At 68.3% G+C, this 25,388-nt stretch carries 24 protein-coding genes; 9 read left to right on the forward strand and 15 right to left on the reverse strand.

Going from position 1 to position 25,388, the window contains the following annotated elements; translation table 11 throughout:
• Window positions 1–104: 104 nt before the first annotated feature.
• Window positions 105–1,523, reverse strand: coding sequence for an alpha/beta fold hydrolase (locus AC5W7N_RS26140; RefSeq protein WP_495922402.1), 1,419 nt, complete (start codon window positions 1,521–1,523; stop codon window positions 105–107).
• Between the two features lie 85 nt (window positions 1,524–1,608).
• Between AC5W7N_RS26140 and AC5W7N_RS26145 the strand changes: the two genes are divergently transcribed.
• The 6 genes from AC5W7N_RS26145 (at window position 1,609) to AC5W7N_RS26170 (ending at window position 7,712) form a co-directional block, all read left to right on the forward strand.
• On the forward strand, window positions 1,609–2,154 hold the full coding sequence (locus tag AC5W7N_RS26145) for a CGNR zinc finger domain-containing protein (protein WP_163817867.1): 546 nt from the start codon (window positions 1,609–1,611) through the stop codon (window positions 2,152–2,154).
• A 664-nt stretch (window positions 2,155–2,818) separates the two neighbouring features.
• Window positions 2,819–3,487: an HdeD family acid-resistance protein gene (locus AC5W7N_RS26150; RefSeq protein ID WP_195019317.1), complete on the forward strand. Its 669-nt coding sequence runs from the start codon at window positions 2,819–2,821 to the stop codon at window positions 3,485–3,487.
• A gap of 49 nt (window positions 3,488–3,536) precedes the next feature.
• Window positions 3,537–5,027 (forward strand): S8 family serine peptidase, encoded by a 1,491-nt coding sequence (locus tag AC5W7N_RS26155; protein WP_495922404.1) that lies wholly within the window; start codon window positions 3,537–3,539, stop codon window positions 5,025–5,027.
• Between the two features lie 181 nt (window positions 5,028–5,208).
• Complete coding sequence (locus AC5W7N_RS26160; RefSeq protein WP_490725131.1) at window positions 5,209–5,976, forward strand: phytanoyl-CoA dioxygenase family protein; 768 nt, start codon at window positions 5,209–5,211, stop codon at window positions 5,974–5,976.
• Window positions 5,977–6,003: 27 nt separating this feature from the next.
• Window positions 6,004–6,549: a hypothetical protein gene (locus AC5W7N_RS26165; protein WP_195019320.1), complete on the forward strand. Its 546-nt coding sequence runs from the start codon at window positions 6,004–6,006 to the stop codon at window positions 6,547–6,549.
• A 122-nt stretch (window positions 6,550–6,671) separates the two neighbouring features.
• The gene (locus tag AC5W7N_RS26170) at window positions 6,672–7,712 is read left to right on the forward strand and encodes an NAD(P)-dependent alcohol dehydrogenase (protein WP_195019321.1); all 1,041 of its coding nucleotides are present in this window, start codon (window positions 6,672–6,674) and stop codon (window positions 7,710–7,712) included.
• 56 nt (window positions 7,713–7,768) lie between these two features.
• Here the strand turns inward: AC5W7N_RS26170 and katG are convergent, their stop codons facing one another.
• From katG to glpK (AC5W7N_RS26230), 12 genes are all read right to left on the reverse strand, one after another.
• A complete protein-coding gene (gene katG / locus AC5W7N_RS26175) occupies window positions 7,769–9,991 on the reverse strand; it encodes a catalase/peroxidase HPI (RefSeq protein ID WP_495922407.1) in 2,223 nt (740 codons plus the stop codon).
• Window positions 9,992–10,027: 36 nt separating this feature from the next.
• Window positions 10,028–10,465: a Fur family transcriptional regulator gene (locus AC5W7N_RS26180; protein WP_163817793.1), complete on the reverse strand. Its 438-nt coding sequence runs from the start codon at window positions 10,463–10,465 to the stop codon at window positions 10,028–10,030.
• 105 nt (window positions 10,466–10,570) lie between these two features.
• Window positions 10,571–11,482: an RNA polymerase sigma-70 factor gene (locus tag AC5W7N_RS26185; RefSeq protein WP_490725127.1), complete on the reverse strand. Its 912-nt coding sequence runs from the start codon at window positions 11,480–11,482 to the stop codon at window positions 10,571–10,573.
• Between the two features lie 606 nt (window positions 11,483–12,088).
• A complete protein-coding gene (locus AC5W7N_RS26190; protein WP_163817799.1) occupies window positions 12,089–12,523 on the reverse strand; it encodes a hypothetical protein in 435 nt (144 codons plus the stop codon).
• Between the two features lie 139 nt (window positions 12,524–12,662).
• A complete protein-coding gene (locus tag AC5W7N_RS26195; protein WP_163817789.1) occupies window positions 12,663–12,905 on the reverse strand; it encodes a hypothetical protein in 243 nt (80 codons plus the stop codon).
• Complete coding sequence (locus AC5W7N_RS26200; RefSeq protein ID WP_495922410.1) at window positions 12,902–13,558, reverse strand: RNA polymerase sigma factor; 657 nt, start codon at window positions 13,556–13,558, stop codon at window positions 12,902–12,904. The genes AC5W7N_RS26195 and AC5W7N_RS26200 overlap by 4 nt, the downstream gene beginning before the upstream one ends.
• Window positions 13,555–13,686 carry a hypothetical protein gene (locus AC5W7N_RS26205; protein ID WP_256673584.1) on the reverse strand — a complete coding sequence of 44 codons (132 nt, stop codon included), beginning with the start codon at window positions 13,684–13,686 and terminating at the stop codon, window positions 13,555–13,557. The genes AC5W7N_RS26200 and AC5W7N_RS26205 overlap by 4 nt, the downstream gene beginning before the upstream one ends.
• A gap of 200 nt (window positions 13,687–13,886) precedes the next feature.
• Window positions 13,887–16,277, reverse strand: coding sequence for an ATP-binding cassette domain-containing protein (locus tag AC5W7N_RS26210; protein WP_495922412.1), 2,391 nt, complete (start codon window positions 16,275–16,277; stop codon window positions 13,887–13,889).
• 145 nt (window positions 16,278–16,422) lie between these two features.
• The gene (locus tag AC5W7N_RS26215) at window positions 16,423–16,839 is read right to left on the reverse strand and encodes a VOC family protein (protein ID WP_163817782.1); all 417 of its coding nucleotides are present in this window, start codon (window positions 16,837–16,839) and stop codon (window positions 16,423–16,425) included.
• Window positions 16,840–16,844: 5 nt separating this feature from the next.
• Window positions 16,845–17,288, reverse strand: a complete 444-nt coding sequence (locus AC5W7N_RS26220; protein ID WP_081597397.1) for a helix-turn-helix transcriptional regulator — start codon at window positions 17,286–17,288, stop codon at window positions 16,845–16,847.
• Window positions 17,289–17,483: 195 nt separating this feature from the next.
• Window positions 17,484–19,217 carry a glycerol-3-phosphate dehydrogenase/oxidase gene (locus tag AC5W7N_RS26225; protein ID WP_495922415.1) on the reverse strand — a complete coding sequence of 578 codons (1,734 nt, stop codon included), beginning with the start codon at window positions 19,215–19,217 and terminating at the stop codon, window positions 17,484–17,486.
• 16 nt (window positions 19,218–19,233) lie between these two features.
• Window positions 19,234–20,760 (reverse strand): glycerol kinase GlpK, encoded by a 1,527-nt coding sequence (glpK, locus tag AC5W7N_RS26230; protein WP_495922417.1) that lies wholly within the window; start codon window positions 20,758–20,760, stop codon window positions 19,234–19,236.
• A 129-nt stretch (window positions 20,761–20,889) separates the two neighbouring features.
• Between glpK (AC5W7N_RS26230) and AC5W7N_RS26235 the strand changes: the two genes are divergently transcribed.
• Window positions 20,890–21,645, forward strand: a complete 756-nt coding sequence (locus tag AC5W7N_RS26235; RefSeq protein WP_495922419.1) for an IclR family transcriptional regulator — start codon at window positions 20,890–20,892, stop codon at window positions 21,643–21,645.
• On the forward strand, window positions 21,642–23,153 hold the full coding sequence (gene glpK / locus AC5W7N_RS26240; RefSeq protein WP_495922420.1) for a glycerol kinase GlpK: 1,512 nt from the start codon (window positions 21,642–21,644) through the stop codon (window positions 23,151–23,153). The genes AC5W7N_RS26235 and glpK (AC5W7N_RS26240) overlap by 4 nt, the downstream gene beginning before the upstream one ends.
• A gap of 23 nt (window positions 23,154–23,176) precedes the next feature.
• Here the strand turns inward: glpK (AC5W7N_RS26240) and AC5W7N_RS26245 are convergent, their stop codons facing one another.
• The gene (locus tag AC5W7N_RS26245; protein WP_495922422.1) at window positions 23,177–23,632 is read right to left on the reverse strand and encodes a MarR family transcriptional regulator; all 456 of its coding nucleotides are present in this window, start codon (window positions 23,630–23,632) and stop codon (window positions 23,177–23,179) included.
• A 364-nt stretch (window positions 23,633–23,996) separates the two neighbouring features.
• Here AC5W7N_RS26245 and AC5W7N_RS26250 point away from each other — a divergent pair, with 364 nt between their 5' ends.
• Window positions 23,997–24,140 (forward strand): hypothetical protein, encoded by a 144-nt coding sequence (locus tag AC5W7N_RS26250; protein ID WP_495922423.1) that lies wholly within the window; start codon window positions 23,997–23,999, stop codon window positions 24,138–24,140.
• Between the two features lie 17 nt (window positions 24,141–24,157).
• Here AC5W7N_RS26250 and AC5W7N_RS26255 read toward each other — a convergent pair whose 3' ends face one another.
• Window positions 24,158–25,279 (reverse strand): esterase/lipase family protein, encoded by a 1,122-nt coding sequence (locus tag AC5W7N_RS26255; RefSeq protein WP_495922425.1) that lies wholly within the window; start codon window positions 25,277–25,279, stop codon window positions 24,158–24,160.
• Window positions 25,280–25,388 lie beyond the last annotated feature (109 nt).

The following is a 25,388-nucleotide window of genomic DNA, read 5'->3' on the forward strand; positions in this document are numbered from 1 at the left end:
GTGATCATCGAGGTGGCCCCGCGTGCTCGTCTGCGGTAAACGACTGCCGTCCTGCGGCCACTGCCCGTGGCGTGGCTCCCCGCGGAAGCGGCACCGCGGCGTTGTCAGTAGCCGACGGTGATGCGTTGGCGGAGGAATGCGTTGCGTTCCAGGGTGTCCACCGCGGCGGAGGCGAGGTCGCCGATGGTGATACGGCTGTCGCCGTTGGCGTCGGTGACGGGGGTGTCGCCGGCTTCGGTCCGGTAGACGCCGGTGCGCTCGCCTGGAATGAGGTGCATGGGCGGTGGGCTCAGGTAGGTCCAGTCGACGGCGGCGCCGTCGCGGCGGAGGATGTCGAGGGCATCGGCCTGGTCGAGCGCGGTCTCCCGGTATTGGGCGGGGAAACTCGGTGAGTCGACGAACCGTTGGCCGTTCGGGGCGAGCAGGCTTCCGCCGCCGCCGATGAACAACAGACGTCGAACGCCGGCCTCGATCAAGGCGGAGGCCGCCTTGGGAACGAGGTGGTCGGAGCCTTTGACCGAGGCGACCACGGCATCGTGGCCTGCGACCGCGGCGCGGATGGAGTCCGGGTCACGGACGTCGAGATCGGCGCTGGACAGCGCCGACACCCGGTGCCCGCGGGCGGTGGCCTCCCGGGCGATGGCGCCGCCCAGGTTGCCGGTTGCTCCGATGACGGCGATCTTCATGGTGAACTTCCTCAGGAATCGGTCGATGAGCGCGACGATGTCGGGCAGTTTGTCTTCCAGTGCGAAGTGGCCGGTGTCGAGGATGTGTAGTTCGGCGTCGGGCAGGTCGCGCCGGTAGGCGTGGGCGCCGGGTTCGGGGAAGAACGCATCGCCGCGACCCCAGATGATCAGCGTCGGCGGCTGGTGCCGGCGAAGCCACGCCTGCCAGGTGGGGTAGAGCTCGACGTTGCTGCGATAGTCCAGGGCCAGGGCGAGTTGGGCGTCCTTGCGTCCGGGAAGGTCGAGGAAGTGCTGATCGAGCGTCCATCCGTCGGGGGAGACGAGCGAGGGATTGCTGGTGCCGCCTTCGTACTGGCTCCGGGTGACCGGCAAGGTGAACAGGTCGCCGAGCTCGTCGGCCGCCGCGTTGATCGTGTTGCGGGCCAGCTCCGACAGGCCTTCCTCGTAGGCGTTGGCGTTCTGCACGATCAGCCCGGCGATCCACTCGGGGTGCCTGGTGGCCAGGCGCAGGCCGATGGGCCCACCGAAGTCGAAGGCGTAGAGCACGAATCGGTCCAGACCCATCCGTTGCACGAATCCTTCGACGGTATCGGCCAGGGCGTCGAAGGAGTACACGAAACCGTTCGGGGTCTCGGTGTGCCCGAAGCCAGGGTAGTCCGGGGCGATCAGCCGATAGCGGCCGTCGAGGGCGTCCATGAGCCGCCGGTATTGGTGCGACGCGGACGGGAAGCCGTGCAGCAACAGCAGTGTCGTGCCGTCCGCCGGCCCGGCCTCCCGGTAGAAGACCTGCACCCCGTCGACGTCCACGAACCCGTGCCTGACCTCAGGAACGTTCATCACTAATGCCTCTCTCTATCAAGAACGCATTAGATCAAATCAGGCTAGTTCTAATGTGTCAACCCGCTGAGATATCATTAGAACCATGGATCTGCTGATCGGTGAGCCACTCGCGTTGGACCTGCTCAACACTCGTGCGTCCACCCGCGACGGCGAGATCGATGCACTCGACAGCGTCGAGGCCTTCGAGCGCTGGCTGGCGCGGCAGGCCGACCGGATCACCGCACCGTCCTCGGTCACGACCGCGACGCTGACCGCGGTCGGTGAACTCCGCGAACACATCCGCACAGCCGTCGAGGCGGCCCGACGCGGCGACCCAGTGCCCACCCAGGCTCTCGACGCCGTCAACCGGGCGATCCGCACCGCCCCCGCCTACCGGATCCTCCAGCCCGATCTCGGCGTCATCGCGGGTCGGCACGGCGACAGCCTGGCTCGCCTGCTCGCCCAGCTCGCCGAGGCGGCCGTGGACCTACTCGGCGACCCCGCGGTCGTGAAGGTCCGTGCCTGCGAGGGACCGCAGTGCCGGATGCTCTTTCTGCCCACCCATCCGCGCCGCCGCTGGTGTTCCCCAGCGCTCTGCGGCAACCGTGCCCGCGTCGCCAGGCACTACCAGCGCCACAAGAACGCATGAACGGCGCCGCAAGCGTTTTCCGAGGGCCGGCGCAGCTCTCGGATCCGCGGCCGGCGGGCGCCGCGTGCGGGTGCCTGTCCTGACACGATCCGCCCAAGCACCCGAACAGGCGGCACGACATCAGATATCACGTGCGGACCGCCGGTGGTGGTCACTCGGTGCGCCCACCGGGTGTGGCTCCGGAGCAGGGCCGAGATCACCCGTGGCCGCGGCAGTGGAAACCGCCGTTGCGGCGGTCGGCGGCGACCGCACACCCGAAAGCAGCGCCTACGCATGCGCCGAGGACCGCTCCGGTGAGCAGACATGCGCCGAGCAGGGTTGCCGTGAGCAGTTCTGCACTGTCGACAATGGCCGACAATGTCAATGCAGGAGCCAGGTAGCAAGCGGCCACCGGGGAAATCAGCAGCGCTCCGACAACAGCGCCGACGAGAGCCCCGATCGACAGGGGCGAAGCTTTCACTCCCACAATCTACTGCGCGCGCAACCGCTTCGGCAGAGAGTCGCCCGAGACTGCTCCGCCACAGTGAGCCGTGACCGGCAGCCTCGGTGCCTTCGACGCGGGAGCACACTCGACCGAGCAGGGTGCGGCGGGTGAATGCCACCCTGACCGGGCGAATGTGGCAATCGTTCGGCAAACGGCACGGGTTGGCCATATCATGTCGCTATGCCCACCTACGAGGATTCGGGTCCGATGTCGGTGTTGGGTCGCGGTGTGCGGCAGACGGTCCTGGTTGTCGGCATCTGCTCGGTGCTGCTCGGGGTCGTGATCATGATGTGGCCGGGGAAATCGGTGGCGACGCTCGCCGCATTGGCCGGGGTGTATCTGCTGGTCGGTGCGGTACTGCAACTGACCATCGCATTCGCCTCGGGACTCGGCCGTTTTCCCCGCGTATTGATGTTCCTCGCGGGCGCGGTATCGGCGGTACTCGGGCTGCTCGCGTTCCGCAGCGGGGACTGGGTGCTGCTGGTGGCGATGTGGCTCGGTATCGGTTGGGCAGTACGCGGGGTGGTGCATGCGATCGCCGCGGTATGGGACGACGACGACACTCCGGGGCGTGGTGCGCACGAGGTGATCGGGCTGGCGACATTGATCGCCGGGATCGTGGTGGCGATCGTGCCATTCGATTCGGCCGACGTCCTGGCCGCCACCGCCGGTTGCTGCATGATCGCTCTGGGGATCACCGAAATCCTCACCGCCCGTAAAGCTCCCGCCGAGCCGCCGTCGCAGCCGGCGGAAACCGAACCGGCTCCGCCTCGGCCCGCGCCGCCGCGCCCGGCCGTCGATACCACCATCGTCATGCCACCCGGCAGCGGACACGCCATGGGGCGCTGAAACGCCGAACCGCTGGCGGCCCGGCCGTCCAGCGGGTTGACTTGACGGTATGGGAACACCAGATCAGCGTCGTAATTCGCTCGGCCCGACCGGGTTCCAGCCGCCCCGCACCCCGGCCGAGCTGGTCGTCGTCACCCACGGCGCGGCCGCCGCCATCGACCCCGCCGCCCTGCGCGAGAACGCCTCGGCCGAAACGCGGCTGGGGGAGCTGCTACCGAACGCGGCCCTGTCGCGGGTGTTCGGTCCGCCGCGGCGACTGGAGCACCGCCTGGCGGGCACCCCGGTCGAACCCGCGGGCGCCGAACTGCTGAACTACTTCACCGTCGCCGGTGTCGAGGACGACCTGGAGGCCGAAGCCGAACGGCTGCGCGCCGATGACGCCGTCGCCGCCGCCTATGTGAAACCACCCGCCGAGCCGCCGCTGGCACCGCCGATCAGCACCACCGTCGCCGATGTCGCGGCCCGAGCCCTCACCGAACCACCCGCGGTGACACCGGATTTCCTGACCCGCCAGGGATATCTGGGCGCGGCGCCGGACGGGGTGAACGCGCAGTGGGCGTGGACTCGGCCAGGTGGCCGCGGCACCGGAGTCAGGGTGATCGATGTCGAGGGCGCGTGGCGGTTCACCCATGAGGATCTGCTCGACAATCAGGGCGGGATCATCGGCGGCAGTCCGTCACCGGATCTGGGGTGGCGCAATCACGGAACGGCGGTGGCCGGGCAGATCAGCGGCGACGTCAACGGTTTCGGCATCACCGGGATCGCACCGGAAGCCGGGATTCGCGCGGTATCGGTGTTCGGTGGCGGCGGTTCCGCGGCCGCGATCCGGTCGGCCGCCGACGCGTTGAGCGCGGGCGACATCCTGCTCATCGAGTTGCATCGCCCGGGACCGCGATTCAACTACGCCGGTCGCGGCGACCAGCGCGGCTACATCGCCATCGAATGGTGGCCCGACGACTGGGCCGCCATCCGTTACGCCATCGGCCGCGGCGTCGTGGTCGTCGAAGCCGCGGGCAACGGCGGCGAGGATCTCGACGCGGCGCTCTACGACAACAAGCCTGCCGAATTCCCGTCGACGTGGCGTAATCCGTTCCGCAGTGGCGTCGCCGATTCCGGTGCGATCGTGGTGGGTGCGGGTGCGCCGCCGCCGGGCACCCACGGGCGCGATCACGGCCCGGCCCGCTCTCGGCTGGACTTCTCCAACTACGGTGCCCGCGTCGACGCCCAGGGCTGGGGGCGTGAGGTCACCACCACCGGCTACGGCGATCTACAAGGCGGCGGGGACGAAGACCTCTGGTACTCCGACACCTTCAGCGGCACCTCGAGTGCCTCACCCATCGTCGTCGGCACCATCGCCTGCTACCAGGGCGCGCTCGCGGCGGCAGGGGCCGGGCGCGGCACCCCCGAGCAGATCCGGGCACGGTTGCGCGCCACCGGGAGTACCCAAACCGAGGCTCCGGGCCGCCCGGCGACACAACGGATCGGCAACCTGCCCGATGTGCGGGCGCTGCTCGGAGACGGCGCGGCGAAGGATGCCTGAAGTGATCTGCTGAAGTCGTGCCTGGTGTGGGTTGGCGGTAGCGCGAAGGTCGGCCGGTCGGGTTCGACGTGGCCGCAGCGGATTCAGTGCAGCAGCCCGTTTACGGTCACGCCGGCTCGAGTCCTTGGCGATCCCGAGAAAATCGATTGCGGCCACACCGCGCATCGGCGACGCTGACCGCATGCTCGACGACGCACAGGTCGCTGACTTCATCGACAACGGCTTCGTCCGGCTCCGCGGCGCCTTCTCCCACGAACTCGCCGCACAATGCCGCGACATCCTGTGGCGCGATATCGACCCCGCCACCCGGACCGGACCAGCCCTCGGCCTCGGCGACTACCACCAGCAACCATTCCTCGACGCCGCCAACACCCCGACCCTGCACGCCGCGTTCGACACCCTCGTCGGCCGCGGCCGCTGGCAACCACGCGACACGCTGGGCGGGTTCGTCATCCGATTCCCCGGCGACGAACCCGCGGTCCTCGACGGCTGGCACGTCGACGTCAGCTACCCCGGCGAACACTCCACACCGGGCGACTACCTCACCTGGCGCGCCAACATCCGCTCCCGCGACCGCGCTCTGCTGATGCTGTTCCTGTTCACCGATATCGGCGAACACGACGCCCCCACCCGGCTGCGCGTGGGCTCCCACCACCACATCGCGCGCCTCCTCGAACCCGAAGGCGACACCGGCCTCGACGCCCGCACACTCGCCGCCCACGCCGACCCCGCCACCGCCCACCTACCCACCGCCTACGCCACCGGCCACGCCGGCGACGTCTACCTGTGCCATCCCTTTCTCGTGCACGCCGGACAACCCAACCGCGGCAACACCCCACGCATCCTCGGACAGCCCAAACTCGCGCCCACCCGGGCACTACGCATCGACGGACCAACCGAGCACCTCGCACCGGTCGAACTCGCCATCCGGCAAGCGTTACGCCGCTGATCAGGCGCGTTCCGATACCCTGCGACGATGGCGACCAGTGCAACCTTGCGGATCTCCCGCCTGCGCGCGCTCATCGAGCACCCCAACACCGGCGACAGCGAACGCGCCACCGCCCAGCGCATGCTCGACCGCATCCTCACCAAAACCGGCACCGGACCGGCCGTCGGTGACCGCACCTACGGCAACCGCCACCACCGGGTAGGCCGCCACGCCGACCTCGAACGCATCGCCGACATGATCCGCGCCGACATCGTCCTGGCCCGCGCCACCTTCGCCCCACGCCCGGCCCACCCCGGCGAACCCGCCCTGCGCGACCCCATCGGCGACGCCCCACCCCAGATCACCTACACCGTCGACACACCACACCACAGCTGCATCGACATCACCATCGACAACGTCCCACCCGAATGGGGATGGGTACGCGAGGACGGCATCGACATCATCAGCCCCGCCCTGCAAACCCTCGCCGACGAACTGGCCGACCTCATGAACGGCTACAACCACGACGGCAGCGACATCGACAAACGCTTCTTCGGCCGCGTCCGCATCCCCGACCTCACCCTCGTCTGGTAACCCGCGGACGACAATTCGCCGGCCAGCGGCGACAGCCCTCGACCAACCCCGGCGATTTGCCACCCGGATGCCGGGCCCGCATGCGATCGTGGAGGCAACCAGCATCGAACGGAGGACGTGCGATGAAGGCTCTGCAATACGCGGCGGTCGGTGCCGAACCGGAAGTCCGCGACATCCCCACCCCCGAACCGGGCCCAGGGCAGGTCCTGCTGAAAATCACCGCCGCCGGGGTCTGCCACTCCGACGACTTCGTCATGTCCCTGCCCGCCGAAGCCCTCACCTTCCCGCTGCCACTCACTCTCGGCCACGAAGGTGCGGGCACCGTCGCCGCCCTCGGCGCGGGCGTCACCGGTCTCGAACTGGACCAGGCGGTCGTCGTCTACGGCCCCTGGGGCTGCGGCACCTGCTGGTTCTGCTCTCGAGGCGCCGAGAACTACTGCTCCCGCGCCGCCGAACTCGGCATCTACCCACCCGGCCTCGGCGCACCCGGCGCCATCGCCGAATACATGATCGTCGACTCCGCACGGCACCTGGTACCCATCGGCGACCTCGACCCCGTCGCCACCGTGCCGCTCACCGACGCCGGACTCACCCCCTACCACGCCATCAAACGCTCACTGCCCAAACTGGTGCCAGGCACCTTCGCCGTCGTGATCGGCAGCGGGGGACTGGGCCACGTCGCCATCCAGTTGCTGCGCCACCTCTCACCCGCCCGGGTGATCGCCCTCGACGTCAACGACGACAAACTCGCCTTCGCCACATCCGTCGGCGCCCACGAAGCAGTACTCTCCGACGCCGCAGCCGCCGACAACGTCCGCGCCATCACCGGACCCGGCGGCGCAAGCCTCGTCCTGGACTTCGTCGGCTACCAGCCCACCGTCGACACCGCCATGGCCGTCGCCGGCGTAGCAGCCGACGTCACCATCGTCGGCCTCGGCGACGGGCAATCCGCCGCCCGCGTCGGCTTCGGCATCAGCCCCTACGAAACCGCCGTCACCGCACCGTACTGGGGCACCCGCGGCGAACTCATCGAACTCATCGATCTCGCCCACGCCGGCGTCCTCGACATCGCCGTCGAACGCTTCACCCTCGACGACGCGCCCGAAGCCTACCGGCGACTCGCCGCCGGCACACTGCGCGGACGCGCCGTCATCGTCCCCTGACACACCCGCGAACACAGGGGAGAGGCGACCGGCCCACCAGCCGGTCGCCGCCCTACTCACTTCAGATCGAACCGATCCGCATTCATCACCTTGTTCCACGCCGCCACGAAATCGGCGACGAACTTCTCCTTCGCATCATCGGTGGCATACACCTCCGCCAACGCCCGCAACTGCGAATTCGAACCGAACACCAGATCCACCCGGCTCGCCGTCCACTTCGGCGCACCCGACACCCGATCCTTACCGACATAGGTGCCGTCGTCGGCCTCCGACTTCTCCCACCTCGTACCCATATCGAGCAGATTCACGAAGAAATCGTTGGTCAGCGCACCCGGCGCCGAACTCAGCACACCCAACGGCGACTGCTGATAATTCGCACCCAACATGCGCAAACCACCGACCAGCACCGTCATCTCCGGCGCCGTCAAACCCAGCAGATTCGCCTTGTCCACCAGCAGATGCTCGGCCGACAGCAGATTGCCCTTGCCGTAATAGTTGCGGAACCCGTCCGCGCTGGGCTCGAGCACCGCGAACGACTCCACATCGGTCTGCTCCTGCGTGGCATCGGTCCGCCCCGGCGTGAACGGAACCAACACCGGCACCCCGGCATCCTTGGCCGCCGCCTCGACCGCCGCACAACCGCCCAGCACCACCAGATCCGCGAACGACACCCGCTTGTTCCCGCTCTGACCGGAATTGAACGACTCCTGAACACCCTCGAGCACACGCACCACCTGCGCCAACTCATCGGGCTCGTTGACCTCCCAGCCACGCTGCGGCTGCAACCGGATCCGGCCGCCATTGGCGCCACCACGCTTATCGGTGCCACGGAACGACGACGCCGCCGCCCACGCCGTCGACACCAACTGCGCCACCGACAGACCCGACGACAAGATCTGCGACTTCAACGCCGCGATATCCTCGGCATCGATCAACTCGTGATCGACCTCCGGCACCGGGTCCTGCCACAACTGCGGCTCCGGCACCCACGGACCCAGATACCGCGACACCGGACCCATATCGCGGTGCAGCAGCTTGTACCAGGCCTTGGCGAACTCCTCGGTCAACTCCTCCGGATGCTCCAGCCAGCGACGCGTGATCTGCTCGTACACCGGATCCATCCGCAACGACAGATCGGTCGTCAACATCACCGGCGGATGCGACTTCGACGGATCGTGCGCATCCGGCACCGCATCCGCGGACGCACCATCCTTCGGAATCCACTGCCACGCACCGGCCGGGCTCTTGGTCATCTCCCACTCATGACCGTAGAGCGTCTCCAGGAACGTGTTGTCCCACTTCGTCGGCGTCGGCGTCCACGTACCCTCCAGACCACTGGTGATCGCATGCGCGCCCACACCAGTGTCGAAACTGTTCTTCCACCCCAAACCCTGATCCTCGAGCGGCGCCCCCTCCGGCTCCGGACCCACACCGTCCGCCGGACCCGCACCATGGGTCTTGCCGAAGGTGTGACCACCCACGATCAACGCCGCGGTCTCCACATCGTTCATCGCCATCCGGGCGAACGTCTCCCGGATATCGCGCGCCGCGGCCACCGGATCCGGCACACCGTTCGGGCCTTCGGGATTCACATAGATCAAACCCATCTGCACCGCCGCGTACGGTTTGGCCAGCTCCCGATCACCGCTGTAGCGCTCATCGCCGAGCCAGGTGTCCTCCGGACCCCAGAACACCTGATCCGGCTCCCAGATGTCCTCCCGACCGAACGCGAAACCGAAGGTCGGCAAACCCATCGACTCCAACGCACAGTTACCGGCGAACACCAGCAGATCCGCCCACGACAACTTCCGGCCGTACTTCTGCTTGATCGGCCACAACAACCGGCGCGCCTTGTCCAAGCTCGCGTTATCGGGCCAGCTGTTCAGCGGAGCGAACCGCTGGGCGCCCTCACCACCGCCACCGCGACCATCCGCGATCCGATAGGTTCCCGCCGCATGCCAGCTCATCCGGATGAACAACGGACCATAGTGGCCGTAATCGGCCGGCCACCAGTCCTGCGAGGTCGTCATCACCTCGAACACATCGCGTTTGACCGCCTCGACATCCAACGACGCGAACTCACGCGCGTAGTCGAAATCGGGTCCGAACGGATTCGACAACTCCGAATGCTGGTGCAGCACTTGCAGATCCACCTGATCCGGCCACCAGTCACGATTGGACCGCGGCCGGCTCGCCTTCGGGGTGGGCGAGGGGATTACCGGGTTCTCGCTCTCACTGACACTGGCAGTGTTCTCACTGGTAGGTGGCTTGTCAGACACGACGTTCCTTTCGAGGAGGGGTGAACCGGGCTGTGATCACCCGTGTGAGGGCATGGACGACGAGCATTCGGGGCACACGCCCCAGTAAATGACCTCGGCCTCATCGAGTACGAAACCGTTGTCATCGGACGCGGTCAGGCACGGCGCCGCACCGACCGCGCACTCCACATCGGCGATCGCGCCACAGCCGCGGCACACCACATGATGATGGTTGTCACCGACCCGGGTCTCATACCGCGCGACCGACCCCATCGGCTGGATCCGGCGCAGTAGTCCCGCCGCCGTCAAGGCACGCAGCACGTCGTACACCGCCTGATGAGAGACCGCGCCCAACGTCTGGCGCACCGATCGCAGAATCGAATCGGTATCGGAGTGGGGATGTTCGTGCACGGCCGACAGCACCGCCACGCGCGGCGCCGTCACACGCAGTGCAGCACCACGGAGCATGCGCTCGAAGTCCGAGGTGGTGGACACATTCAGAAGTATTACCCATTCAAGTGTCCGCCGTGCGGGGTTTGCGATACCGGGTTTCCCGTCCGAGCCGACGGGCGCAGGGGAGCGGTGCCGGGCGGCAGGCGCTCAGCGACTCACCGCGACCACACGCTCCATTCGCGACAACTTCTCCGGATTGCGCACCGCGTACATACCGGTGATCAGCCCGTCGTCGATCCGCAGCGACAACACGCTGTCCAGTTCGCCGTCCAGCCGCAGCACACCCGCGGGCCTGCCATTGACCAGCGTGAGCTCGAACGACGCTACCGGACCCACCCGTTTCCAGCCGTGCATCAGCAACTTCGCCACCGGCAGCGCACCCACCACCGGCCGCGGCAACGCCTGCTTGATGCCGCCGCCGTCGCCGAGCAGCACCACCTCCGGCGCCAGCACATCCAGCAGCGCCTGCACATCACCGGTGTGCAGCGCCCGCTGGAACGCCACGAGCACACTGCGGGTCTCATCCGCCGACACCGGCCCACGCGGGCGTCGCGCCGCCACATGCTCACGCGCGCGGTGGGCGATCTGGCGCACCGCGGCCTGGCTCTTGTCGACGGCCTCGGCGATCTCGTCGTAGCCGAGGGCGAAGACCTCACGCAGGACGAACACTGCCCGCTCGACCGGCGCCAGCGTCTCCAGGACCAGCAGCATCGCCATCGACACGCTGTCGGCCAGCTCGACGTCCTCGGCAACGTCGGGGGAGGTCAGCAGCGGTTCGGGCAGCCACGGGCCGACATAGGATTCGCGGCGGCGTCCGAGTGTGCGCAGCCGGGTCAATGCCTGCCGGGTGGTGATGCGCACCAGATAGGCCCGCCGGTCCCGCACCGTCGGCAGATCGACCTCGGCCCACCGCAGCCACGTCTCCTGCAACACATCCTCGGCATCGGCCGCCGAACCGAGCAACTCGTAGGCCACGGTGAACAGCAGATTGCGGTGCGCGAGAAAGGTCTCGGTGGCAGCATCCACCCGGCCACCCACATTTCCCGGTGCACTGTCCATCCGTCACTCCTGTCCGCTGATCGGCCCGTGTGTCACTCAACTAGACGCCGCGGGCCGTCGATCTGTGACACACGGTGACGATAGCGACCGGCTCGGAGGGGATGGCCCTGATCCCGATTAGTTGACGTAATGTTGATTATCGGTAGTTCTACGGCGCGGCCGGAAGGGGCGGATCAGCTCCGACTGCCGCGCTGAAGATGACGTTTATGAGCAGGTGCCCGCCGAGGTTCCGCGCCCGCGCAGGGTCACTGCTCGACCTTGCATGCACTCGTCGTCTGTATGCAGTTGCTGTCGTTCTTGGCGCGCGCAGCCTGCGACGGCGTTATGTCAGGTCGCGGCGCTGTGGTGTGTGGTCGTTCGGATCTCTGTGGGCCGCCCCGTGCGAGGCCGGAAGCAGCGCACCGCCTCTGGAGCGCGGCATCGCGTGCCGATGTGCGCGAAGTGCCTACTCGACGGACGATATCGCGCCGAGCTCGCACCACATTGTCGGGCAGGGCTCGGTTCGGTCCACTCCCCTGATGCAACAGAACCCCTCCCTATATTCGTCACTGTGACGAATATAGGGAGGGGTTCTCCGTCGCCGTGCCGTCTACTTGCGGCCGGATATCACGATTGCCGGGTAGGCAGTCCATTCGGATAGGCCCACGCCAGGCGGCTCAGGACCAGGGCCGCGGCCATCAGGCCGAAGTCGCGCAGAGCGATATCGCCATAGCCGCCGACGATCAGCAGGTTGACGATGATCCCGCCGAGCCAGGCCGCGACGAGCGGCGCACCCAGGCGCGGGAACACGAGCACGGCGATCCCGGCGACGATTTCGATCACCCCGACGATGTTCATCGCAGTGGCCGCATCGCCGGGAACGAGGTCGTTCACGAATCCAGCGAGGTAACGAGTCCAGTCATCGGTGAGAACGTTTGCGAATTTGTCGAGCCCGAACAGGATGGGCAGTACGCCGAATCCGAGCCGCAAGGCCCAGAACGCTTGATAGCCGGGTTCGGTGAGGCCGGCGGTGTGCTGGGTGCTGGTGGCTTGCGCAGTCATTCGTTTCTCCTGACAACGATGCGAGGGACGACCGGCCCCGGTGGGGTGCGCTCGGGTTCCTGCCGAGCGCAACCGGTCCACACTGTTAGTGGCGGTGGCGGGGCCGGTCTTACCTGCGAGCGGCGAAGTTTTCGCGCCGCTACTGCCGCGGTTCGTGATGGCCGGCGAGCAAATCGTGCAGGGCCGCTGCCTCTTCGGCGCACGCGCCGCATCCGGCCAGGTGCACGCGCATGGCGAGGTCGTCGTAGCTCGGGTCGGCGATGCGGCGTTCGACGTATTCGTCGATCCGCTCGAAGCATTCGTCGCAGGACAGGTAGGGGCTGGTATCGGCCAGCAGTGCGGCGATGATGTCGGCGCCGGGGCCGGTGTGCGGATCGGTCATGGGATGCTCCGATCGGTGCGGGTGTCGAGATGTCCGCTGGCGATGAGGGCGGTTCGCAGCCGGCGACGGGCGTCGTGCAGGGTTTTGTAGAGGGCGTTGCGGGTGCTGCCGAGACGTTCGGCCAGCACGTCGATCGGCACCTGCTCCACCACCAGGGCCAGCAGGATGCGCCGTTGATGCGGGGTGAGCTCGCCGACGATGGCGGCTTCTACCGCGCGGCCGAGTTCGGTGGCGTCGAAGACGGCGTCCGGCGTGGGCGATCTGTCGGCGATCGATGTCAGGGCGTCGGGCAGCAGTATTTCCCGGTGCCGCCAGGCCTGGCGGCGTACCGCGACTCCGGCGTGGTGTACGCCGAATTTGTAGGCCCAGGTGGTGAATCGGCTGCGGCCTTGGAAGGTCGGGAGTTGGCGCAGTACGGCGATCACGGCGTCGTCGGCGCATTGTTGGGCGAGATCTTCGAGTTCGTCGGCGCCTGCACCGGTCAGCAGGTGGCGTAGCCGCCAGATCTGGTGGCGGGTGGCGCGTAGCAGGACTTCGCGCAGGCTGGCGATGGCGTGGTGGCCGGCGGGGCCGTCGTCGGTGAGATCGGTCAGCCATTCCTGATCGGTCTGTGGCCGGGTGGCGTCGGCGGTGGTGGGGTTGACGGTGCTCACGGCGGGGTCTCGATTCCTGGCATCGGCGCGAGGATGCGCACCGCCAGTTCCGGTGTGCAGCCCTGGTCGACGAGTTGAGCCAGCGCGAGGAGGTCGATGGTGGGATCGGAGGCCACGGTGTCAGCCAACCACGGCGGGAATCCGGACGCCACCAGCCATCGTCTGCGCCAGTCGCGGATGTCGGTCGATGGGCACCGTGGTCGAGGCGGGTCGGGGTGTGGGCGCGTGGAAGTGGCCATGCCCTATTGGTGTCGCTCGACGGGCGAGTCTTACCTCGGCGCCCGCCGTCGGGTATCGGGTGTTCGGACGGCGGACGGCGATGGGTGGGTCAGGCTCCCACGTAGTCGGCGAGGTGTTCGCCGGTGAGGGTGGAGCGGCCGGCGACGAGGTCGGCGGGGGTGCCTTCGAAGACGACTTTGCCGCCGTCGTGGCCTGCGCCGGGGCCGAGGTCGATGATCCAGTCGGCGTGGGCCATCACGGCTTGGTGGTGTTCGATGACGATGACGGTTTTGCCGGCGTCGACGAGCCGGTCGAGCAGGCCGAGCAGGTTGTCGACGTCGGCGAGGTGCAGGCCGGTGGTGGGTTCGTCGAGGATGTAGACCCCGCCCTTCTCCCCCATGTGGGTGGCCAGTTTGAGGCGTTGGCGTTCGCCGCCGGACAGGGTGGTCAGTGGTTGTCCGATGGTGAGGTAGCCGAGGCCGACGTCGGCGAGGCGTTGCAGGATCTTGTGTGCGGCGGGGGTGCGGGCTTCGCCGGAGCCGAAGAATTCTTCGGCTTCGGCGACGGGCATGGCGAGGACTTCGCTGATGTCGCGGCCGCCGAGTTTGTAGTCGAGCACTTCGGCGAGGAAACGTTTGCCCTCGCATTCCTCGCAGGGGGTTTCCATGGTGGCCATCATGCCGAGGTCGGTGTAGATGACGCCGGCGCCGTTGCAGGCGGGGCAGGCGCCTTCGGAGTTGGCCGAGAACAGTGCGGGTTTGACACCGTTGGCTTTGGCGAAGGCTTTGCGGATGGGGTCGAGCAGGCCGGTGTAGGTGGCGGGGTTGGAGCGGCGGGAGCCTTTGATGGCGCCTTGGTCGATGACGACGACGCCGTCGCGGCGGGCGAGGTTGCCGTGGATGAGGGAGCTCTTGCCGGAGCCGGCGACGCCGGTGACGACGGTGAGTACGCCGGTGGGGATGTCGACGTCGACGTCGACGAGGTTGTTCTGGTTCGCGCCGCGGATTTCGAGGGCGCCGTCGGGTGTGCGCACGGTTTCTTTGAGGGTGGCGCGGTAGCCGAGGTGGCGGCCGGTGAGGGTGTCGCTGGCGCGCAGGCCGTCGATATCGCCTTCGTAGCAGACTGTTCCGCCGCCGGTGCCCGCGCCGGGGCCGAGGTCGATGACGTGGTCGGCGATGGCGATGGCTTCGGGTTTGTGTTCGACGACGAGCACGGTGTTGCCTTTGTCGCGCAGCCGTAGCAGCAGGTCGTTCATGCGTTGGATGTCGTGCGGGTGCAGGCCGATGGTGGGTTCGTCGAAGACGTAGGTGACGTCGGTGAGGGCGGAGCCGAGGTGGCGGATCATCTTGGTGCGTTGGGCTTCTCCGCCGGAGAGGGTGCCTGCGGGGCGGTCGAGGGACAGGTAGCCGAGGCCGATTTCGACGAAGCCTTCGAGGGTGTGGCGCAGGGTGGTGAGCAGTGGTGCGACGGAGGGTTCGTCGAGGTCGCGGACCCAGTCGGCGAGGTCGCTGATCTGCATGGCGCAGGCGTCGGCGATGGAGATGCCGTTGATCTTGGAGGAGCGGGCGGCTTCGGTGAGGCGGGTGCCGTCGCATTCGGGGCAGGTGGTGAAGGTGATGGCGCGGTCGACGAAGGCGCGGATGTGGGGTTGCATCGCTTCGCGGTCTTTGGACAGGAACGATTTCTGGATGCGTGGGATGAGGCCTTCGTAGGTGACGTTGACGTTGTCGACCTTGATGCGGGTGGGTTCTTTGTAGAGCAGGTCGTTGAGTTCGCGTTTGGTGTATTTGCGGATGGGTTTGTCGGGGTCGAGGAAGCCGGAGCCCATGAAGATGCGTCCGTACCAGCCGTCCATGCTGTAGCCGGGGATGGTGAGGGCGCCTTCGCGCAGGGATTTGCTGTCGTCGTAGAGCTGGGTGAGGTCGAAGTCGGAGACTTTGCCCATGCCTTCGCAGCGTGGGCACATGCCGCCGGTGATGCTGAAGCTGCGGCGTTCTTTGACGGTGTGCCCGGCTTTTTCGATGGTGACCGCGCCTGCGCCGCTGATGGAGGCGACGTTGAAGGAGAACGCTTGGGGTGAGCCGATGTGGGGTGTGCCGAGGCGGCTGAACAGGATGCGAAGCAGGGCGTTGGCGTCGGTGGCGGTGCCGACGGTGGAGCGGACGTTGGCGCCCATGCGTTCTTGGTCGACGATGATGGCGGTGGTGAGGCCGTCGAGGGCGTCGACGTCGGGGCGGGCGAGGTTGGGCATGAACCCTTGGACGAAGGCGCTGTAGGTTTCGTTGATCATCCGCTGGGATTCGGCGGCGATGGTGGAGAAGACCAGTGAGCTCTTGCCGGAGCCGGAGACGCCGGTGAAGACGGTGAGGCGGCGTTTGGGGATGTCGACGCTGATGTCTTTGAGGTTGTTCTCGCGGGCGCCTTGGACACGGATGGTGTCGTGGCTGTCGGCCAGGGGCAGGGCGGCCGGTGCGGTGTCCTTGGTCGTGGCCGGGCTCATGGTGAGGTCTCCATCTGTTCGCGAACGCGGCCGGTGCGGGCCGAGCGGGTGTTGTGCGTGATCGTATGCGGTGCGCCGGTGGTGGCGTGCCGATTCCCCGCACCGGTGGATGCTGTGTGGTTGCTGCCGGTGCGGGGTCGGTGGGTCAGCTGATCTGCTGGATGCGCAGCAGGTTGCCCGAGGGGTCGCGGATGGCGCAGTCGCGGATGCCGTAGGGCTGGTCGGTGGGTTCCTGGACTACTTCGGCGCCGTTGGCTTGGAGTTGGTCGAAGACGCCGTCGACGTCTTTGGTGGCGAGGTTGAGGCTGGCGTAGGTGCCTTTGGCCATCATTTCGGTGATGGTGCGGCGTTCGTCGTCGGTGACGCCGGGGTCGGCTTCGGGTGGGTAGAGCACGATCGAGGTGGCCGGTTGGTCGGGTGGGCCGACGGTGATCCAGTGCATGCCTTGGTAGCCGACGTCGTTGCGGACTTCGAATCCGAGGACGTCGCGGTAGAAGCCGATGGCGGCTTCTGGGTCGGTGTGCGGTAGGTAGGTTTGGGCGATGGTGAGGTCGTTGGTCATGGTGGTCACGCTAATTGCTGTGGTGAGAGCGGCGCTTCTCGATTCCTGATCGGTCTGGTGACCTTTTTGGCGACGCAGGAGGGCATGCCGTCGGTGTGGGCGGCTTCGCGGCGGTAGGCGCTGGGTGGCATGCCGACGAGTTCGGTGAAGCGGGTGCTGAAGGTGCCGAGGGATTGGCAGCCGACGGCGAAGCAGACTTCGGTGACGCTGAGTTCGCCGGCGCGCAGCAGGGCCATGGCGCGTTCGATGCGGCGGGTCATGAGGTAGGAGTAGGGGGATTCGCCGTAGGCCTGTTTGAACTGGCGGCTGAGGTGGCCTGCGGACATGTGGGCGTCGCGGGCGAGTGCTTCGACGTCGAGGGGTTGGGCGTATTCGCGGTCGATGCGGTCGCGCACGCGCCGGAGCCTGGCCAGGTCGCGCAGATGTTGCTCGGTGGCGGGTGTGCTCACGGTGCTGATGCTGCCATGTGTTCGCGGTGCTGCCCAGCAGTGTGTTCGGGGGTCGGGCCGATGTTGTGTGTTCGGTATTCGGTGACTCCCCTGTCCCCCGGCGCCGCACGCCTCGGGTGGGGGCGCGCGATGCCGGGGTGTCAGCGGGCTGCGCGGGCCCGCAACGAGCCGCCGGTTACCCGGGACAGCAGATGCTCAGGCGTCGACGGGTGTGGCGCGGGAGTCGGGTGCGGTGCGGCGGATGGCGTCGGCGGTGGCGTCGTCGGGCTGGTGTTGGGCGTCGAGTTCGGCGGCGACGCGGGTGGTGTAGCGCTCGATTTCGCGGGCGATGTCGGTGCTGTCCCAGCCGAGGTGGGGTGCGGCGAGGGCGGCGGCTTCGGCGGCGACGGCGGTGCCGCGGTCGGGGGTTTCGATGGACAGGTGGGTGCGGCGGGTGAGGATGTCGTCGAGGTGCAGGGCGCCTTCGTGGGTGACGGTGTAGACGATCTCGGCGCGCAGGTAGGGGGTGGTGCCGAGGGGGCGGGCGAGGGTGGGGTCGACGGTGATGAGGTCGCGGATTTCGGTGACGGCGCTGCCGTAGCGGCCGAGCAGGTGGTCGATGGTGGCCGGGGGCAACCGCATCTCGTCGGCGAGGCGGGCGCGCGACAGTGACAGTTCGGTGTAGCCGTGGGCGCCGACGAGTGGGACGGTGTGGGTGCGGCTCGGGCCGATGCGTTGCGGTAGGTCGGCGATGGCGGCGTCGACGGCGTCGGCGGCCATGACGCGGTAGGTGGTGTATTTGCCGCCGGCGACGAGGACGAGCCCGGGGACCGGGGTGACGACGGCGTGTTCGCGTGAGAGTGCGGTGGTCTGGTCGGTGTTGCCCGCGAGCAGGGGGCGTAGTCCGGTGTAGACGCCGACGATGTCGTCGTGGCCGATGGGGTTTTCCAGTAGCCGGTTGACCTGGGTGAGGATGTAGTCGATGTCGGCGCGGGTGGCGGCGGGGTGGGCCAGGTCGTGGTCCCAGGGGGTGTCGGTGGTGCCGATGACCCAGTGTTGGTCGCTCCAGGGGCACGGGATGACGAACAGCAGGCTCTTGTCGGTTTCGGTGATGAGCCCGGTGGTGGCGTCGATGCGGTCGCGTGGGACGACGATGTGGACGCCTTTGGAGGTGCGGATCCGGAATTGGGGGGTGGCGTCGAGCATGGCCTGGATGTCGTCGGTCCATGGGCCTGCGGCGTTGATGACGCGGGTGGCGCGGATGTCGAAGCGGTGCCCGGTTTCGAGGTCTTCGACAACGGCGCCGGTGATGGTGTCGCCGTCGCGGAGGAAGTCGATGACGCGGGTGCTGGAGGCGCAGAGGGCGCCGTGGGTGGCGGCGGTGCGGGCCAGCATCATGGTGTGGCGGGCGTCGTCGATCTGGCCTTCGTAGAAGCTGACGCCGCCGCGGATGCGGTCGCGTTTGGCGCCGGGGAATCGGTCGAGGGTGGCGCGGCGGCCGAGGTGGCGGTGGTGGGCGGGCACGCCGCGGCCGGCGCCGAGGATGTCGTAGACGCCGATGCCTGCGCCTGCCCAGGCGCGGTCCAGTAGTGGGCGTTGCAGGGGGTAGACGAATTCGACGGGGGTGGCCAGGTGCGGGGCGAGGGTGTCGAGGATGAGGGAGCGTTCGCGTAGCGCTTCGAAGACGAGGCCGAAGTCGAGTTGTTTGAGGTAGCGCAGGCCGCCGTGGATGAGTTTGGAGGAGCGGCTGGAGGTGCCGGAGGCGTAGTCGCGGGCTTCGACGAGGCCGACGCGCAGGCCGCGGGTGACGGCGTCGAGTGCGGTGCCCGCGCCGACGACGCCCGCACCGATGACGAGGACGTCGAGTTCGGTGGTGGCCATGGTGTGCAGGGCGTGGGCGCGGGTGGTGGGGTTGAGCGGCAGGGGTGTGGTGAGCGTGCGGCCGGTCATGGGGGTGTCTTTCTGGTTAGTAGGTGGTGGTCAGGGGGGTGGACCGGTCGAGGGTGCGGCCGACGGCTTCGGTCCAGCCGGAGTAGCCGTCGGCGCGTTGCTGTTCGGTCCAGGTGGGGTGCCAGCGGGTGTCTTCGCGCCAGTGCCGGCGTAGTTCGCCGGTGTCGCGCCAGTAGCCGGTGGCCAGGCCCGCGGCGTAGGCGGCGCCGAGGGCGGTGGTTTCGGTGATGACGGGGCGGCTGACGGGGACGCCGAGGATGTCGGCTTGGATCTGCATGCACAGGTCGTTGGCGGTGACGCCGCCGTCGACGCGCAGTACGTGCAGGTCGACGCCGGAGTCGCTGGTCATGGCGTCGATGACGTCGCGGGTTTGGTAGCCGATGGCTTCGAGGGTGGCGCGGGCGATGTGGGCGCTGGTGGCGTAGCGGGTGAGGCCGACGATGGCGCCGCGGGCGTCGGAGCGCCAGTGCGGGGCGAACAGGCCGGAGAAGGCGGGCACGAAGTAGACGCCGCCGTTGTCGGTGACTTGTGCGGCGAGTGTTTCGCTGTGGGCGGCGGCGGGGATGATGCCGAGTTGGTCGCGGAGCCATTGGACGGCGGATCCGGTGACGGCGATGGAGCCTTCGAGGGCGTAGACGGCGGGTTGGTCGCCGAGTTGGTAGCAGACGGTGGTGAGCAGGCCGTTGGTCGATCGGACGGGGGTGGTGCCGGTGTTGAGGAGCAGGAAGTTGCCGGTGCCGTAGGTGTTCTTGGCTTGGCCGGGGTCGAAGCAGACCTGTCCGATCATGGCGGCTTGCTGGTCGCCGAGGGCGGCGGTGATGGGGACGGCGGCGGCGAGGGGGCCGTCGGGGTGGGTGTGTCGGTAGTGGGTGGGGTGGGCGGAGGCGGTGATGGTGGGCAGCATGGCGCGGGGGATGTCGAACAGGGTGAGCAGTTCGTCGTCCCAGTCGAGGGTGTCGAGGTCCATGAGCATGGTGCGGGCGGCGTTGGTGACGTCGGTGCGGTGGATGCCGCCGCGGGTGCCGCCGGTGAGGTTCCACAGCAGCCAGGTGTCGATGGTGCCGGCGAGGGCGTCGCCGCGTTCGGCGGCGGCGCGCAGGCCCGGCTGGGCGTCGAGCAGCCAGCGGATTTTGCCGCCGGAGAAGTAGGTGGCCGGTGGCAGTCCGGTGCGGTGGCGGATGAGTGGGCCCGCGGTGGCGTCGAGTTCGGCGGCGATGCGGTCGGTGCGGGTGTCTTGCCAGACGATGGCGTTGTGGTGCGGGCGGCCGGTGTGACGGTCCCAGATGACGGTGGTTTCGCGTTGGTTGGTCAGTCCGATGGCGGCGAGGTCGCTCGAGCGCAGGCCGTGGCGGTCCAGGGCGGTCCGGATGACGGTGCAGCTGCGTTCCCAGATGTCGAGCGGGTCGTGTTCGACCCAGCCGGGGCGCGGCAGGATCTGCTGGTGTTCGAGCTGGTGGCCGGCGACGACGGTTCCGGTGTGGTCGAAGACCAGGAATCGGGTGCTCGTGGTGCCTTGGTCGAGGGCGCCGATGAAGTCGGTCATCTGTTCTCCGCGGTCGGGGCTCGCTGCCCCGTCGCAGGAGCGGCCACCGCCGAACGTAGGCAGCCTCGCCACTGCCCACAACGGGGTGCGTTCGACAATGTCGAACGGTTCGCCCGCTACGGTGGTGGGGTGCCCGGACCCATTCAGTCGATCGAACGAGCCGCCGCGATCATGGCGCTGGTGGCGCAGGCGCCGTTCGGTATCGGGGTGAGCGAGGTGGCGGGTGCGCTGGGGCTGCCGAAGGCCACGGTGCACGGGCTGCTGCGCACCCTGCACGGCGTCGGGTATGTGACCCAGGATGCGCGCACCGGGAAGTACCGGATGGGTGCGGCGCCCTCCGGGGCGGGTATGGACACCAATGTGCTGCGCTCGTATGCGATGAACTGGGCCGACACTCTGGCGGCGCGGTCGGGGGAATCGGTGCGGATGGGTGCGGTACACGATGAGGGAGTGCAGGTCGTGCATCACGTGTTCCGCCCCGATCGGTCGCCGCAGCGGCTGCGGGTGGGTGTGGTGCTGCCGTTGCATGCGACGGCGCTGGGCAAGGTGCTGCTCGCCTACACACCCGGTCTCGCCGAACGTGGCGGCGAACTGCCCGGCTACACCCACCGCACGATCACCGCACCGCGTGCGCTGCACGCCGAGATCGCGCGGGCGCGGGCGCAGGGGTTCGCCATGGACGTCGGTGAATTCGCGGCCGAACGAGCGTCGGTGGCGGCGCCGGTGCGCGATCCCGGTGGACGTGTCGTCGGCGCGATCGGTGTGGTGGGGTCGGTCGACCGGGTGAGCGGTGCCGCGCGGGCGGGGCTGGTGGAGGTGGTGCGGTCGGCGGCGGCGGCGATCTCGGCCGATATCGCCGCCGATCGGGCGCGGGTGCGGCGATGAGGGCGCCGCGGCGGGCGAGCAACCGGTATGTGCTGGCCGTCGATCAGGGCACGACGTCGAGTCGCGCCATCGTCTACGACGCGGCCGGGCAGCTGGTGTCGGTGCTGCAGCGTGAGCATCGTCAGCTGTATCCGGCGGCCGGGCAGGTCGAACACGATGCGAACGAGGTGCGCCGCCAGGTGCAGGCGTTGATCGGGCGGGCGATCATCGCGGCCGGGATCGGTGCCGGGCAGGTGGTGGGGATCGGGATCGCCAATCAACGTGAGACGACGGTGCTATGGGATCGGCGCACCGGCCGCCCGGTGGGCAATGCCATTGTCTGGCAGGACACCCGAACCGACGACCTCGTCGCGCACCTGTCCGCCCGGCCCGGGGTCGACGAGGTGAGCGAACTCAGTGGGCTACCGCTGCTCGGCTATTTCGCCGCCCCCCGCATCCGCTGGCTACTCGACCGCGACGAACGCCTGCGCGCGGGCGCCGAACGCGGCGACATCCTGTTCGGCACCATGGACAGCTGGCTGATCTGGAACCTCACCGGCGGCGTGCACGTCACCGACGTCAGCAACGCCGGGCGCACCATGCTGATGAACCTGCACACCCTCGACTGGGATCGGCGGCTGCTGGAGTTCTTCGATATCCCGCGGGCGATGCTGCCCGAGATCCGTTCCAGCGCCGAGGTGTACGGCCGTACCGTGATCGAGCCGTCCGGTATCCCGATAGCGGCCGCGCTGGGTGATCAGCAGGCCGCGCTGGTGGGGCAGACCTGTTTCGCGGCCGGGGAAACCAAATGCACGTATGGCACCGGGGCTTTCCTGCTGTCGAATACCGGTACCGCGCCGGTGCGGTCACAGCACGGGTTGCTGACGACGGTGGGTTTCCGGCTCGGTGACGAGCCCGCCCACTACGCGCTGGAAGGTTCGATCGCCTCGACCGGTTCGCTGGTGCAGTGGCTGCGTGACCGGCTCGGGCTCATCGACTTCGCACCCGAGGTCGAAACGCTCGCCGCCACCGTCGCCGACAATGGTGGATGCTCGGTGGTGCCTGCTTTTTCGGGATTGTTCGCGCCCCGCTGGCAGGCCGAGGCGCGCGGGGTGATCGCCGGGCTGACCTCCTACATCACCCGCGGGCATGTGGCGCGGGCGGTGCTGGAAGCCACGGCATGGCAGACCAGGGAGGTCGTCGAGGCATTGAACGCCGACACCGGAAGGCCCCTGACCGAACTGCGCGTGGACGGCGGCATGACCTCGAACAATCTGCTGATGCAACAGATCTCCGATGCGCTCGGGGTGCCGGTGCAGCGGCCGCTGTTCGCCGAAACTGTCTCACTTGGTGCGGCCTACGCGGCGGGGCTGGCGGTCGGGTTGTGGCCCGATGTGGATGGGCTGCGCCGTAACCGCCATATCGCCGGGCGCTGGGAGCCTGCCGTTTCGGCTGCCGACCGCGACCGTGGTTACCGGCAGTGGAGCCGCGCCGCGGCCCTGAGCTACGACTGGACCGGACACCAGTAGCGGCACGTCACCGGCGGCCACGCTCACTCGGAAGCGACGGCCTCCTCATAGGCGCGGAGTGTGGCGATGACCAAGGCGCGCTGGTCGGCGGTCAGCGGGCCCAGCGCGGCACGCCATCCCCGATCCGCACCACCGAGCCAGGCCGTTACCGCTTCGCGGTGCTCGTCGGCGATGGCGACCAGGGTGCGGCGGCGGTCGTTGTCGTCGGTGCGGCGGTCCAGGACGCCTTGGCGGCTGAGATCGCCGACCATCAAGCTCACCGTGGTGGGCGCGACCTCGAGTCGCCTCGCCAGCTCGTTGACGGTGAGCGGTCCGTCGAGCAGGACGTAGGTCAACAGCGACAGGTGCCGGGGTGCCAGATCGAACGATCGCAGCGCTTCGGGCACCGGCAGGCGTTTCGCGCGGCCGACCAGGCGCGGCATGAGCAGCACCATGGCCCGGACACTGTCGTCCAGCGACAGAGCGTCGTCGGTTGACATACCTTTCTCCCTAAAATACCTTTGTTGTTAAAGCTATATCGAGGTGAACAGGGCCCATCGTCTCATGCGGACGGGCGCTCACACACCCTTCCTGGAGGTATCGACGAGTGTCCGAACCACCCGCCCGCCTGCGAGCCCTGACCATCGGATTGCATCCACACGCCATGGATTACGGTCGAAACCCGGGCCTGGACGAGGCCGAACTCACGGCCAGGGTCGACGCCGCCAACGCCGCCCTCCGTGACACCGAATTCGATGTCACGCCCTGCATGGTGCAGGCCTCACCCGCCCAGGCCGAATCCACAGTCCGCGAGCTGCTGGCCGCCCAGACGTTCGACCTCGTCATGCTCGGCGGTGCGGTGCGGTGCGGGCCCTCCCCGAGCACACTCTGCTGTTCGAACGCCTGGTCAACGTCCTCGTCGAGGAGGCCCCGGGAATCCGGTTCTGCTTCAACACCTCACCCGAGACCACCCTCGACGCGCTGCGCCGCGCAGCCGCATCCGCCTAGTCGCCCGGCCCGCACCGTCAGAGCCCGCCGCCGCCACCGATCAGCCACGGATTGAAGGCGCACACCAGCTCCGGGTGCGCGGCGGGGTCGAGGGCACGCAGCACCATCGACATCGCGCGCGGGGAGTACATCATCGTCAGGTGATCGGACAGATCCTGTTCGCAGCCGTCCTGCAACGTCAGGTTGGCGACGGTCGCGCCGGGGCCGGGCCGCAGGAACGTCAGATCGTAGGGGTTGACGATTTCATCCCAGCGGGAGGCGATCACGGTGTAGTCGACACCGGCGACAGTGTCACCGCCGGCATTGAGCGCGTGCAGAAATGGGGATCCGATGACCTGCTCGATATTGGCGGGGCCGACGAACAGCTGATTGAACCCGAGGATGTCCAGGCCGAGATCATTGATCGCGCGTCCGAGCGCGGCGATGCCGAGCAGGCTGGTGCCGTGATGGGTGGCGCCGAGGGTGATCAGCCGGTCCACGTCGGTGTCGCCGCCCTCGAATTTCAGGTAGTGGGCGGCCACGGTACCGCCCTGGGAATGGGCGACGATATCGACCGATTCCGCGCCCGTCTCCCCCAGCACCCGATCCACGAAATCGGCGAGCTGACGCGCCGATTGCGCCATCGGCCCCACCGCGTTCCGGCCCGGCATCAGCGGACCGAGACCGCCGCCCTCGAGCACACCCAACTGCCCGTAATTGAGGGCGAACACACAGACACCCGCCCGCGCCAGACGCGGCGACAGGTACGCGAAACTGCCAAAGGCGTTCATCCACGACCCGTGCATCAACACCACCGGCCGCGGATGCTGCGGAGTGGGGCGGCAATTCCAGTCGTTGGCGCCCGGCGGCGCCGCATTCGGATGCAGCAGACCGTAGGCGAAGGCGGCCAGCGCGGCCGTCGCCTCCGGGCCCGGCCCGGCCGCGACCATCGACCGGCTGGCCGGCGCGCCCGCGCTACCCGACACCGCACCGGCCTGCGCTGCGCCCGGCTGTGTGGCGTTGATCTGGTCCGCCAGTTGCTGTTCGGTCACCGCCGGCTCGGGTGCCGCGTTCCCCGGTGGTAGCGGCCCGGCGGCCAGCAGCGCCGATCCCGCGAGCACCGCTGCGGCCTGCGCGGCCCGTCGTATTGTCCAACCCATGTGTGGTCCTCTCACGCACCCCGGCAAGCCACCGCATCGATCGCACTGGAACTCACCGGTTCTGATTCGAAACTCGTCGCGACGCTAGAAGTTCCGGACACCGGCGCGG

This window comes from Nocardia sp. CDC519 (assembly GCF_059509835.1).